Source organism: Vibrio gallaecicus (genome assembly GCF_024347495.1).
GTDB classification, from domain to species: Bacteria; Pseudomonadota; Gammaproteobacteria; order Enterobacterales; family Vibrionaceae; genus Vibrio; species Vibrio gallaecicus.
This window is the reverse complement of record NZ_AP025490.1, coordinates 3177958-3191135: the sequence shown is the minus strand read 5'-3', so window position 1 is coordinate 3191135 and position 13178 is coordinate 3177958. Positions and strand designations below refer to the sequence as shown.

The window sequence follows — 13178 nt, the reverse complement described above, 5'->3', positions numbered from 1 at the left end:
AAACCTATCAATCTGTGTGGGCACTCGTTGATGAATATCAAAATTTGTTTTGCAATAGCAAAGCAAGATTTCTTCGGAAATCAATTTGGTTTCAATGAACTGAGTGACCAATACAAAATTAAGTTTACTTAATTTTGGCACAGTCAATTCATTACCATTCTGTTGGAATGGTAATAGCTTTAGAATTACATGTTTACTTCGGTAAATATTAGTTTTGAAGTCAGTATTCATTGAGCCGACAAAATCTTAAATTGAAGAGTTTGATCATGGCTCAGATTGAACGCTGGCGGCAGGCCTAACACATGCAAGTCGAGCGGAAACGACAACATTGACTCTTCGGATGATTTGTTGGGCGTCGAGCGGCGGACGGGTGAGTAATGCCTAGGAAGTTGCCCGGTAGAGGGGGATAACCATTGGAAACGATGGCTAATACCGCATAATCTCTACGGAGCAAAGCAGGGGACCTTCGGGCCTTGTGCTACCGGATACGCCTAGGTGGGATTAGCTAGTTGGTGAGGTAATGGCTCACCAAGGCGACGATCCCTAGCTGGTCTGAGAGGATGATCAGCCACACTGGAACTGAGACACGGTCCAGACTCCTACGGGAGGCAGCAGTGGGGAATATTGCACAATGGGCGAAAGCCTGATGCAGCCATGCCGCGTGTATGAAGAAGGCCTTCGGGTTGTAAAGTACTTTCAGTTGTGAGGAAGGGGGTAAGCTTAATACGCTTATCTCTTGACGTTAGCAACAGAAGAAGCACCGGCTAACTCCGTGCCAGCAGCCGCGGTAATACGGAGGGTGCGAGCGTTAATCGGAATTACTGGGCGTAAAGCGCATGCAGGTGGTTCATTAAGTCAGATGTGAAAGCCCGGGGCTCAACCTCGGAACTGCATTTGAAACTGGTGAACTAGAGTACTGTAGAGGGGGGTAGAATTTCAGGTGTAGCGGTGAAATGCGTAGAGATCTGAAGGAATACCAGTGGCGAAGGCGGCCCCCTGGACAGATACTGACACTCAGATGCGAAAGCGTGGGGAGCAAACAGGATTAGATACCCTGGTAGTCCACGCCGTAAACGATGTCTACTTGGAGGTTGTGGCCTTGAGCCGTGGCTTTCGGAGCTAACGCGTTAAGTAGACCGCCTGGGGAGTACGGTCGCAAGATTAAAACTCAAATGAATTGACGGGGGCCCGCACAAGCGGTGGAGCATGTGGTTTAATTCGATGCAACGCGAAGAACCTTACCTACTCTTGACATCCAGAGAAGCCAGCGGAGACGCAGGTGTGCCTTCGGGAGCTCTGAGACAGGTGCTGCATGGCTGTCGTCAGCTCGTGTTGTGAAATGTTGGGTTAAGTCCCGCAACGAGCGCAACCCTTATCCTTGTTTGCCAGCGAGTAATGTCGGGAACTCCAGGGAGACTGCCGGTGATAAACCGGAGGAAGGTGGGGACGACGTCAAGTCATCATGGCCCTTACGAGTAGGGCTACACACGTGCTACAATGGCGCATACAGAGGGCAGCAAGCTAGCGATAGTGAGCGAATCCCAAAAAGTGCGTCGTAGTCCGGATTGGAGTCTGCAACTCGACTCCATGAAGTCGGAATCGCTAGTAATCGTGAATCAGAATGTCACGGTGAATACGTTCCCGGGCCTTGTACACACCGCCCGTCACACCATGGGAGTGGGCTGCAAAAGAAGTGGGTAGTTTAACCTTTCGGGGAGGACGCTCACCACTTTGTGGTTCATGACTGGGGTGAAGTCGTAACAAGGTAGCCCTAGGGGAACCTGGGGCTGGATCACCTCCTTATACGAAGATATCGTTGATGAGTACCCACACAGATTGATTAGGTTTAAAAAGTAAAAGAGACGATATTGGGTCTGTAGCTCAGCTGGTTAGAGCGCTCGCCTGATAAGCGGGAGGTCGGTGGTTCAAGTCCACTCAGACCCACCAATATCGATTGCAACACAGATGGGGCTATAGCTCAGCTGGGAGAGCGCCTGCCTTGCACGCAGGAGGTCTGCGGTTCGATCCCGCATAGCTCCACCATCTTTAAGCACATTTACTTAAGTGTTTTTAAAAATGGTTCAATTTATTGAATCAAGCTCTTTAACAATTTGGAAAGCTGACTGATTGATTACTTACGAGTAATTCAATCAAATTTAAAAGTTCTCAATGTTTATCTTTAACTAGATAAACACAACAAACACATTCAAGTGTCTTGTATTCGAATCAAACCTAGTTTGATTCACAATTGAGTCCGGCAAACAGTTATCAAGAATTAACCCTTCTTGATGACAACCAAAACCTTGGTTAGTTGCCATACACAAGACCCTTTCGGGTTGTATGGTTAAGTGACTAAGCGTACACGGTGGATGCCTTGGCAGTCAGAGGCGATGAAAGGCGTAATAACTTGCGATAAGCCCAGATTAGGTAGTAATAACCTTTTGAGTCTGGGATTCCTGAATGGGGAAACCCACTTACATAAGTAAGTATCCTGTTGTGAATACATAGCAACAGGAGGCAAACCGGGGGAACTGAAACATCTAAGTACCCCGAGGAAGAGAAATCAACCGAGATTCCGAAAGTAGCGGCGAGCGAAATTGGATTAGCCCTTAAGCTTTTAATGATGCAGGTGAAGACTCTGGAAAGTGTCGCAACAAAGGGTGATAGCCCCGTAACCGACGCATCATAATCAGTGAAATCGAGTAGGGCGGGACACGTGATATCCTGTCTGAATATGGGGGGACCATCCTCCAAGGCTAAATACTACTGACTGACCGATAGTGAACCAGTACCGTGAGGGAAAGGCGAAAAGAACCCCTGTGAGGGGAGTGAAATAGAACCTGAAACCGTGTACGTACAAGCAGTAGGAGCACCTTCGTGGTGTGACTGCGTACCTTTTGTATAATGGGTCAGCGACTTAATTTTAGTAGCAAGGTTAACCGTTTAGGGGAGCCGTAGGGAAACCGAGTCTTAACTGGGCGTACAGTTGCTAGGATTAGACCCGAAACCAGGTGATCTAGCCATGGGCAGGTTGAAGGTTGAGTAACATCAACTGGAGGACCGAACCGACTAATGTTGAAAAATTAGCGGATGACTTGTGGCTAGGGGTGAAAGGCCAATCAAACCTGGAGATAGCTGGTTCTCCCCGAAAGCTATTTAGGTAGCGCCTCGGACGAATACTACTGGGGGTAGAGCACTGTTAAGGCTAGGGGGTCATCCCGACTTACCAACCCTTTGCAAACTCCGAATACCAGTAAGTACTATCCGGGAGACACACGGCGGGTGCTAACGTCCGTCGTGGAGAGGGAAACAACCCAGACCGCCAGCTAAGGTCCCAAAGTATAGCTAAGTGGGAAACGATGTGGGAAGGCTCAGACAGCCAGGATGTTGGCTTAGAAGCAGCCATCATTTAAAGAAAGCGTAATAGCTCACTGGTCGAGTCGGCCTGCGCGGAAGATGTAACGGGGCTAAGCTATACACCGAAGCTGCGGCTACGTACCTTAGGGTATGTGGGGTAGGGGAGCGTTCTGTAAGCCGTTGAAGGTGGTCTGTAAGGGCTGCTGGAGGTATCAGAAGTGCGAATGCTGACATGAGTAACGATAAAGGGAGTGAAAAACTCCCTCGCCGGAAGACCAAGGGTTCCTGTCCAACGTTAATCGGGGCAGGGTAAGTCGACTCCTAAGGCGAGGCCGAAAGGCGTAGTCGATGGGAAACAGGTTAATATTCCTGTACTTCTTATAATTGCGATGGGGGGACGGAGAAGGCTAGGTGAGCCTGGCGACGGTTGTCCAGGTCCAAGTACGTAGGCGGAAAGTTTAGGTAAATCCGGACTTTCATTAACGCTGAGATACGATGTCGAGCTACTACGGTAGTGAAGTCATTGATGCCATACTTCCAGGAAAAGCCTCTAAGCTTCAGATTATAAGAAATCGTACCCCAAACCGACACAGGTGGTCGGGTAGAGAATACCAAGGCGCTTGAGAGAACTCGGGTGAAGGAACTAGGCAAAATGGTACCGTAACTTCGGGAGAAGGTACGCTCTTATCAGTGAAGTCCCTTGCGGATGGAGCAGACGAGAGTCGCAGATACCAGGTGGCTGCAACTGTTTATTAAAAACACAGCACTGTGCAAAATCGTAAGATGACGTATACGGTGTGACGCCTGCCCGGTGCCGGAAGGTTAATTGATGGGGTTAGACTTCGGTCGAAGCTCTTGATCGAAGCCCCGGTAAACGGCGGCCGTAACTATAACGGTCCTAAGGTAGCGAAATTCCTTGTCGGGTAAGTTCCGACCTGCACGAATGGCGTAATGATGGCCACGCTGTCTCCACCCGAGACTCAGTGAAATTGAAATCGCTGTGAAGATGCAGTGTACCCGCGGCTAGACGGAAAGACCCCGTGAACCTTTACTACAGCTTGGCACTGAACATTGACCCTACATGTGTAGGATAGGTGGGAGACTATGAAATTGCGTCGCTAGATGTGATGGAGTCGTCCTTGAAATACCACCCTTGTATGCTTGATGTTCTAACGTCGGTCCCTGAATCGGGATTACGGACAGTGCCTGGTGGGTAGTTTGACTGGGGCGGTCTCCTCCCAAAGAGTAACGGAGGAGCACGAAGGTGGGCTAAACACGGTTGGACATCGTGTGGTTAGTGCAATGGCATAAGCCCGCTTGACTGCGAGAATGACAATTCGAGCAGGTGCGAAAGCAGGTCATAGTGATCCGGTGGTTCTGAATGGAAGGGCCATCGCTCAACGGATAAAAGGTACTCCGGGGATAACAGGCTGATACCGCCCAAGAGTTCATATCGACGGCGGTGTTTGGCACCTCGATGTCGGCTCATCACATCCTGGGGCTGAAGTCGGTCCCAAGGGTATGGCTGTTCGCCATTTAAAGTGGTACGCGAGCTGGGTTTAGAACGTCGTGAGACAGTTCGGTCCCTATCTGCCGTGGGCGTTGGAAAATTGAAAGGGGCTGCTCCTAGTACGAGAGGACCGGAGTGGACGAACCTCTGGTGTTCGGGTTGTCATGCCAATGGCATTGCCCGGTAGCTAAGTTCGGAATCGATAAGCGCTGAAAGCATCTAAGCGCGAAGCGAGCCTTGAGATGAGTTTTCCCTGACGCTTTAAGCGTCCTTAAGGGTTGTCGTAGACTACGACGTTGATAGGCAGGGTGTGTAAGTGCTGCGAGGCATTGAGCTAACCTGTACTAATTGCCCGTGAGGCTTAACCATACAACACCCAAGGGGTTTTGTGGACTCATAGAAATACCAGACCTTGAATGAGTTTGAAGAGAACAAAAACAGCTTTCCAGATTATTTTGCCTTCAGTTTTTAAACTGAAAGTAAAAGCAAAATTTGCTTGGCGACCATAGCATTGTGGACCCACCTGATCCCATGCCGAACTCAGAAGTGAAACACAATAGCGCCGATGGTAGTGTGGGGCTTCCCCATGTGAGAGTAGGACATCGCCAGGCTTTAAATTATAATCTTTAGGTTGACCAACCTGGAGATATGGACGCTCACTTAGTGAGTTGACCACTGCGGAGTGGTAGTTCAGTTGGTTAGAATACCGGCCTGTCACGCCGGGGGTCGCGGGTTCGAGTCCCGTCCACTCCGCCACTATTTGAAAAGCCCTAGTCTTACGACTAGGGCTTTTTTACGTTTCAAGGAATATGAATTTAGGTCAGTAGTGAGATCAGCTAACACTTCGGTATCTAGCCTGAATAGCATAGCTTGTAACAAAAGAATTAGAGTTCTTTGCGTGGTCCGGAGTGTTTCTTTCATATTCTTCTCATATTAAATTCTTCCCTAAGCTGTCATTTCTTTATTACTATTAAGACTAGCCTTTATCACGAACTAGGAATTTAGTGTCGTTATATACGTTAGATGATGAATGCAATACTTTCCCTGAGAGCCAAGCTATACCTTGATTTCCATGAGCATACCTGAATAAGACTGTATGGTTACTTTCATATTTCCTTATGTTTATTCATTTGTGTAGGCATAGTTTGCCATCGATAGACAGAGTTAAATTTATGTTTGATTCAGCTATTTGAATACTTAGTGAATTTTAGGTATTAAAAAGCCGACGTATAACGTCGGCTTGATGTTCTTGTAGCTTAGTGATTTTAGGCTGGTTGTATCAGCTCAAGTGCTTTACGAGATACCTCGTGAGCCGCTTTAGTTAAGTTCTGCTTTTCTAGTGCATCTGATAAGTAACCGTAATCAGAAACATTTGCACGAATCTCCAGTGCCTTCTCAAGGTGATTCTGCGCCTCGGTCCACTTCTCTTCGCGTAAATAAAATTGAGCCAGTGCGCTATGAGCTCCTGCATTGTTTGCTTCTTTCTTCAGGGTATTTTGTAACATCACGACTACAGGGTGATGATCGGGTAAGTTCATCTCTGGTAATAGAGCGTACAAAGCAGGAATATCAGACTTCTTCAGGCTTTCCTTTATTACAGTAAATGCTTCGGAATCCGCTTTACGAGCAATCAGTTGTTTTACAAAGCAAGCAATCAGATGGTCGCTTTGTTTTTGCTTCTTAGGTAGCTTATCCCAATGGCTGATTAACCCTTCACTTCCTTGCTGCTGAGCTATTTCCGATAACAAGCCACATTGAGCTTTTTGGTTGAGTTCAGCATGTTCTTCATTTGTTAGTTGATTTTGCTTCACTAGCTTAGGAGCTAAATCAATAAGAGGCTGCCAGAGGTTCAACTTAATGTACGTTGTTTTAAGTAAGTTAAGAACGACAGGGTTATTAGGGAAACTGCTTTTTAGTGTTGAAAGCGTATCAAATGCGAGCTCAAAGTTAGCCTCAGCAATTTGTTGTTTTGCTCTAGTTAGCTCGACCGCTAGCAAGGAATCGTCTTGCTGACTCGCGAGAGAGAGGTAGTGATCTCGCTTGCTATTGTTACCTTGACCATGAGCCGCTTCAGATGCGACTAGATAGCATAGTAGCGGCATATCATGGTGGTTGGCCCAGCGAGTAACTTTCTTCTCAGCTGCTTTCCAGTCACCCTCAATTAATTTAATAATACCTTCATTTGTATAGCGTCTTGAACGTTTTAGTTTTCTTACGCTAAACCAATTCCAAGTGGTTGTGCTTGCATAAACAGCTTTCTTTAATAAGTACTCTAAGCCAAAGAGCGCTGCTAATAGCGCAATTATGAAGATCACCATAGTAGTGACGCTCATTTCTATCGTTTGATTAGCGATAGAGATTAAGACATAACCTTGCTGACCAGAAAATTGAGTGCCAGCAAATAAGCCAGCCCCAAGAACTAGAAAAAGAAAAATCCAACGAATCATTATTTCTCCTCCGAAGTCATGGTTGTTACTTCACGGCGTAAACGTTCACGAATAACATTTGAAAGGTCTTTCTGTGATTCAAGTTTAACCGGGTATTTAACCGAAATATTTTGCTTACTTAATTGGTTAAGCGTCTTTTCGAACTCTATAACCGCGTGATCATTTTGATTTAGATACGCCGTAGACCACTCATTAGCTGTAGCTAGAGCGGTTGAATAGATGTCACCCTGCTCTTTATAGACAGCGCGAATAGCCGTTTCTAATTTACCTTTTATATTTTCACGTAAGTAAAAGTGTTGTTCAGGCGAAAGTAGAGGGATTACATTGCCTTCCCGGCTGCGGAAAGTAATAAAGTTTTCAGAGAAATCCTTCATTGATGTCATTAAGTTACTTTGCCAATCATTGATATCTTGTGATACTGCTTGTTTAGCTTCTTCTTGAGCATCTGGGAGAATCGCGTTTGCTAGTGGCAACTCATCAATTTGTTGTTGAAGGCTAGTAATTCGAAGTACTAAGCCATCTCTATCAATAAGTGGGATGGTGCGTAATTTAGTGATGTCGTTAGCCATTGATTGGCGAAGGGTAACTAAGCTTGGGTCATTTAATGCTGCGATACGTTGGTCGGCACTTTCCATTAGCTTTGTTGCGCTTACAGCATCATGCTCTAAGAATAATTTGCGTCCTGCGAGCTTTACTAGGTAATCGGCTTCAGCAAGTAACCAATCATTTGGTCTACGTCCTTTTACATCTGCAACAGCAACTTGAAGACTTTCGATACTTTTTTGCTGTTGAGACAAAACAACCTGACTTTTTTCTACAGTGGCTGATGCTTGTTGAATCGTTTCTTGCTTTGTCTTTTCTAATTCTTGAGTCAGAGATGACTGAGTAGTTTTTAGCTGATTCTGTAATGCTGTAATTTGTTCAGCTTGAAGGTTATTTTGTTTCTGCATCTGGAAAGCAATACCACCACTAAATATGATTGAGATTGCTATGGCGATAGCCCCGAGTTTCACACCTCGCTTACCTTGCTTTTCTGCTTTCTCAATTTGCTCTGAATCTTGTGGCTTTTGGCTCTTTGGTGTTGATGTACTATCAACTTTAGTTTCTTCTGTTGTTTCAGATGAAGAGGGCTCTACAACATTTTCAGCAGAATTTTTTTCTGATGAATCTGTAGAACTTTCCTTTACTGTTTCTGAAGCTTCGCTCTTTTGTTCAGGGACAATTTGGTCATTATTTTTTTTGCTTGTCATACTGATTTCCTATTCTAGCTATGGCTGGAGAGCAGCCAGTAATATTTGATTAGTTGCGCTTAAAGTATTTTCGACTTTAGAGAAGCCTAATTGTTGAGCTCGATTAGCAATGCGTTGGCTGGGTACGAATAAATGGCAACCTTGCAGCCAATGAAAGTCATCGTCAGGAGTTATGGACACTAAATACTCCAACTGCTCTTGACTAGTGATGACTATTTTTGAAATACCACATTGAATCCAGTCTTTAAAAATATTGTGATCAGTTATTGGAATATATTCTCGATGATAAGTCTCACTATAAGTGACGGTCGCTCCTCTGCTGAGAAGTGAGTCTCTTATTAGTTCTCGACCTCCATTTCCTCTAAGGATGGTAATTCGTTTACCTTCGATATCTTGGAGTTCTTTGAGTTGGAGAAGATGTTCACTATCACTGACTTCTGGATAGTTTACGGGTTGCTCGCAAAGTTTGCTTAAAATCTGTGCGGTTTTTTGACCAACGGCAAGATATATAGGGTGTAGAGGCCATATATCAGCAGATAAGGAGAGTATATTATGTGCGGAAGTTGCCGCATGTTGACTGACTGCGATGATTAGATCGCTTGTTTTTAACTGGAGGTGAAAATTATCTACTTTCTGATTATCAGCAATACGAATAAGCGGATGATGGATCGCCTGGATACCTTCATCCGCTAATTGTTGGCAAAGTACTTGCCCTTGTTTCCCTGGGCGCGTTACCAACACCGTCATGATTAATCGTGATCTGCGTAAAGTTTAGTTAGAATCTCTTTTGCGCCATCATCGAGTAATTGGTTCGCCAGTGTCACACCTAAAGATTCAGCATCTTTACGCGAACCACGGATTTCACCTCGAACGATTTTTGAACCGTCAGGCTCTCCAACTAGAGCTCGTAGCCAAATATCGTCTTCACCTTCAAGTAAAGAATAGCTACCAATTGGAACCTGGCAGCCACCTTCTAAAGTAAGGTTCATTGCTCGCTCGCATAGTACGCGGTCTGCTGTGTCTGTATCGTTTAGTGGTTCTAGTAGCTTGATTAAGCGTTCGTCGTCTAAGCGACATTCAATGCCAACAGCACCTTGACCAACAGCTGGAAGTGACTGCTCTGGCTCAATAAAGCTGCGAATACGCTCCTCTAGCTCTAAACGTTTCAAACCTGCAGCAGCTAAAACGATAGCATCGAATTGACCGTCATCCAGCTTACCTAAGCGAGTTCCAACGTTACCACGCAGTTCTTTGATGATTAGGTCTGGGCGAGCTTCAAGTAACTGACATTGACGACGTAAACTGCAAGTTCCGACAGTTGCGCCTTGCGGAAGTTCATCGATGTTGTTGTAGGTATTTGATACAAAAGCATCACGAGGATCTTCACGCTCACAAATGGTGACAAGCCCTAAGCCTTCAGGAAAGTCGACAGGCACATCTTTCATTGAGTGTACGGCTAAATCGGCTCTGCCTTCTAACATGGCTACTTCCAGCTCTTTTACGAAAAGCCCTTTACCACCAACTTTAGCTAATGGTGTATCAAGAATGATGTCGCCTTTGGTCACCATAGTGACTAACTCAACCTCTAAACCAGGGTGAGCGGCTTGAAGCGCGTCTCTTACATAGTAAGCTTGCCAAAGGGCTAGCGGGCTTTTTCTGGTTGCAATGCGGATAGGTGCTGAATTTGTCATGGTGTGTCCGGTATGAGTTCTTTGATAGCCTAATCCTACCATTGTGAAGTGAAAATTCTTACTGTTTGATCGATGCTGACTTTGATAGATATATGATTTGCAGAAGTTCACCAAAATAGTGTGATTGGTATCTCATTTGAAACATGGGCTATTATTAGAAATAGAGAATTAAGAGGACACTACGAGGTTGTGAAATCTCATTCTTTATGGTGAAAAGGCTCGTTATCATGAGGGTTCCTTTGCTTTACCGATAAGCTTAAAAGTGTTAGATTGATCACGTTTTGTTGCTGTTTTTGATTGGTAACTAAACAGAAAGTGTATTTACTCTCAAACCAAGGACTTACCTTGCAGGCTTACATTCAGACTTTAATTCAACGATTGGATAATCTAAATCAACAATGCATTGATCGTGCGTTGGCATTGATGGATTTACAAAGTCAGCGTGTATTCAATTTGATACCAGCACTTTTCCACTTCAACCACCCGATGATTCCTGGTTACTACGACCAAACAGTTCCTTTTGGAATTCACAACTTCGAATTAAATGAATTCCAAAAGCAATTTGTAGAAGATGCGGAACTGACGTTAGGCGGAAAGCTAAATACTGCTAGTCAGCCTGAAATTCTCGGTCTTTATACCATGGGTAGCACGTCATCTATTGGTCAAAGCACATCGAGTGATTTAGACATTTGGGTGTGCGTCTCTCCTACGATGGACAGCGCGACTCGCGACAGTCTAACCAATAAATGCCTCTTGATTACCGATTGGGCTCAAACCCAAGGTGTTGAAGCTAATTTCTTTTTGATGGATGAAGAGCGTTTTCGTTCAAATTATTCAGAGGAAATGACGGGCGATAATTGTGGGTCTTCGCAACACTTACTCCTTTTAGATGAATTCTATCGTTCAGCTGTACGTTTAGCTGGTCAGCGTTTGCTATGGCAAATTATTCCGCCTGAAATGGAAGAGTGCTATGACGAATACGTTCAAGATCTCTGTAGTAACAATTACATCGATTGTTCACAATGGATAGACTTTGGAAAGCTCAATCAAATTCCAGCTGAAGAGTACTTTGGTTCGAACCTATGGCAGTTGTATAAAAGTATCGACTCTCCGTACAAGTCTGTATTGAAGGCAATTTTATTAGAAGCTTATTCTTGGGAGTACCCACAAACTCAATTACTGAGTATTGATACTAAGCGTCGTTTTTTTGCAGATGAACCGGATCTGTATGGTATGGATACTTATTATCTCATGCTAGAAAAGGTGACTCGTTACCTAGAAAGAATTAATGATCACACTCGTTTAGATTTGGTACGACGTTGTTTCTACCTAAAGACTCATGAAAAACTATCACGTGAAGCTGGTATTGGTTCGGTACCTTGGCGCAGAGAAGCGTTGATTGAAATGACGCGCTCTTGGAATTGGGATTCTGAAACTATTATTGAGCTTGATGACCGAAGAAATTGGAAAGTGGAACAAGTTAAAGTGGTGCACCATGCATTGCTTGATGCATTAATGCTGAGCTATCGTAACTTGATTCAGTTTGCACGTCGTAATGACATCACTTCTGCTATTAGTCCCCAAGATATCAGTATTCTTGCACGTAAGCTTTATGCGGCTTTTGAAGTTCTGCCTGGTAAAGTGACCTTACTTAATCCGCAAATATCACCAGACTTACACGAATCAGATTTAAGCTTTATTGAAGTTCGCCAAGGGCAAACGAACAAAGCGGGCTGGTATTTGTATAAGCAGCCTTTGATTGCTCATCGTATTCTAGGGCAACCATCTTTAGAGCATCATGAGTATTTAAGTAAACTCGTGGCTTGGTCTTTCTTTAATGGGCTTATTACTGAGTCAACACGTCTTCATTCTGTTGTACGTGATGCTCAAATTGATATCGATAAGTTTTATCAAATGGTGAGTGACTTACGTAATACGTTCTCACTGCGTAAACGTCGTCCAAGCATGCAAGCCTTAGCTAGCCCGTGTGAAATAAGCCAACTGGCGATGTTTATTAACTTTGAGAATGATCCTACGTCAGAGCTAAGTGGTCGTTCGCTCAAAGTTGATTTGAAAAATGCTGATATTTTCTGTTTTGGTGAAGAAGGTAAAAGCTTAGTCGGAAGTGTTGATTTGGTTTATCGAAATTCTTGGCATGAAGTGCGTACGCTTCATTTCCAAGGTGAAACCGCAATGTTGGATGCTTTGAAGACGGTGCTTGGAAAAATGCACCAAGATGCTTTACCACCAGAATCCGTAGATGTTTTTTGTTACAGCAAAAATTTACGCGGTGTGATGCGTAATATGGTGTACCAGCTATTAGCAGAATGTATCGATTTACGTTTGAAGCCGATCGAGCAAGAAAAACGTCGTCGTTTTAAAGCGATCCGCTTAGCGAACCAAATGTTTGGTTTGTTCTTTGAGCGTCGTGGTGTATCGGTCCAGAAGCTTGAAAACTCAGTGGATTTTTATCGCAGTATTTCATCGAATAAGCTAAAAGGCTCTCCGCTGCTCATGCTAGATAAAGAGCAAGAATATCAGCTTCCTGACGTGGTTGATGGTTTTGCTAGTGAAGGATTAATTCAGTTCTTCTTCGAAGATACGGAAAAAGGCTTCAATATCTACGTGTTGGATGAATCTAATCAGGTTGAGGTATATCACCAATTTAGTGGCGAAAAAGATGAGATGATCGCGAGTGTTAACTCTTTCTATACGTCGGTAAAAGATGAATCGAAGATGTCATCTAAGTTGATTAATTTCAACTTACCTCAGTATTACCAGATTGTTCATCCAGAAGAAGGCAACTCTTATGTTGTGCCTTACCGTAATGATAATCAGGTGTGCTCACGAGCATCAAAAATCGTTAACGCGTAAATAAACTAAATTTTTCAATAAAAAAGGAGTGAATCAATCACTCCTTTTT

The 13178-nt window shown here is 44.3% G+C and carries 6 protein-coding genes, 3 tRNA genes and 3 rRNA genes; 7 read left to right on the top strand and 5 right to left on the bottom strand.

The features are described from left to right. Nucleotides 1–248 precede the first annotated feature (248 nt). The 3 genes from OCU78_RS14045 (at nt 249) to OCU78_RS14035 (ending at nt 2043) form a co-directional block, all read left to right on the top strand. Nucleotides 249–1803, top strand: a 16S ribosomal RNA gene (locus OCU78_RS14045). A 67-nt stretch (nt 1804–1870) separates the two neighbouring features. Further along, nucleotides 1871–1947, top strand: a tRNA-Ile gene (locus tag OCU78_RS14040). 20 nt (nt 1948–1967) lie between these two features. Further along, nucleotides 1968–2043 (top strand) — tRNA-Ala (locus OCU78_RS14035). A gap of 140 nt (nt 2044–2183) precedes the next feature. On the opposite strand, the gene OCU78_RS14030 is transcribed toward OCU78_RS14035, so the two are convergent. Next, complete coding sequence (locus tag OCU78_RS14030; RefSeq protein ID WP_261856019.1) at nt 2184–2318, bottom strand: hypothetical protein; 135 nt, start codon at nt 2316–2318, stop codon at nt 2184–2186. A gap of 24 nt (nt 2319–2342) precedes the next feature. On the opposite strand from OCU78_RS14030, the gene OCU78_RS14025 reads away from it, so the two are divergent. The 3 genes from OCU78_RS14025 to OCU78_RS14015 all read left to right on the top strand — a co-directional run bounded on the left by OCU78_RS14025 (nt 2343) and on the right by OCU78_RS14015 (nt 5623). Then, nucleotides 2343–5236 (top strand): 23S ribosomal RNA (locus OCU78_RS14025). Nucleotides 5237–5362: 126 nt separating this feature from the next. Further along, nucleotides 5363–5478: ribosomal RNA gene (gene rrf / locus OCU78_RS14020) — 5S ribosomal RNA — on the top strand. The 16S, 23S and 5S rRNA genes sit together here with 3 tRNA genes alongside, the layout of an rRNA operon. Nucleotides 5479–5546: 68 nt before the next feature. Beyond that, nucleotides 5547–5623 (top strand) — tRNA-Asp (locus tag OCU78_RS14015). 509 nt (nt 5624–6132) lie between these two features. On the opposite strand, the gene OCU78_RS14010 is transcribed toward OCU78_RS14015, so the two are convergent. The 4 genes from OCU78_RS14010 to hemC are packed head-to-tail and all read right to left on the bottom strand — an operon-like array spanning nt 6133 to nt 10255. Continuing rightward, nucleotides 6133–7314 (bottom strand): heme biosynthesis protein HemY, encoded by a 1182-nt coding sequence (locus tag OCU78_RS14010; RefSeq protein ID WP_137375459.1) that lies wholly within the window; start codon nt 7312–7314, stop codon nt 6133–6135. After that, nucleotides 7314–8564 (bottom strand): uroporphyrinogen-III C-methyltransferase, encoded by a 1251-nt coding sequence (locus OCU78_RS14005; RefSeq protein ID WP_137375460.1) that lies wholly within the window; start codon nt 8562–8564, stop codon nt 7314–7316. Before OCU78_RS14005 ends, OCU78_RS14010 begins: the two co-directional genes overlap by 1 nt. An 18-nt stretch (nt 8565–8582) precedes the next feature. After that, nucleotides 8583–9311 (bottom strand): uroporphyrinogen-III synthase, encoded by a 729-nt coding sequence (locus tag OCU78_RS14000; protein ID WP_137375461.1) that lies wholly within the window; start codon nt 9309–9311, stop codon nt 8583–8585. A gap of 2 nt (nt 9312–9313) precedes the next feature. Beyond that, nucleotides 9314–10255, bottom strand: coding sequence for a hydroxymethylbilane synthase (gene hemC / locus OCU78_RS13995; protein ID WP_137375462.1), 942 nt, complete (start codon nt 10253–10255; stop codon nt 9314–9316). A 345-nt stretch (nt 10256–10600) separates the two neighbouring features. Here hemC and OCU78_RS13990 point away from each other — a divergent pair, with 345 nt between their 5' ends. Then, nucleotides 10601–13129 (top strand): class I adenylate cyclase, encoded by a 2529-nt coding sequence (locus OCU78_RS13990; protein ID WP_137375463.1) that lies wholly within the window; start codon nt 10601–10603, stop codon nt 13127–13129. Nucleotides 13130–13178: the final 49 nt, after the last annotated feature.

Excerpts from the sequence above, each read along its gene's own strand:
- OCU78_RS14030 (WP_261856019.1), bottom strand. The coding sequence starts at position 2,318 with ATGGCAACTAACCAAGGTTTTGGTTGTCATCAAGAAGGGTTAATTCTT.
- OCU78_RS14005 (WP_137375460.1), bottom strand. The coding sequence starts at position 8,564 with ATGACAAGCAAAAAAAATAATGACCAAATTGTCCCTGAACAAAAGAGC.
- OCU78_RS14010 (WP_137375459.1), bottom strand. The coding sequence starts at position 7,314 with ATGATTCGTTGGATTTTTCTTTTTCTAGTTCTTGGGGCTGGCTTATTT.
- hemC (WP_137375462.1), bottom strand. The coding sequence starts at position 10,255 with ATGACAAATTCAGCACCTATCCGCATTGCAACCAGAAAAAGCCCGCTA.
- OCU78_RS14000 (WP_137375461.1), bottom strand. The coding sequence starts at position 9,311 with ATGACGGTGTTGGTAACGCGCCCAGGGAAACAAGGGCAAGTACTTTGC.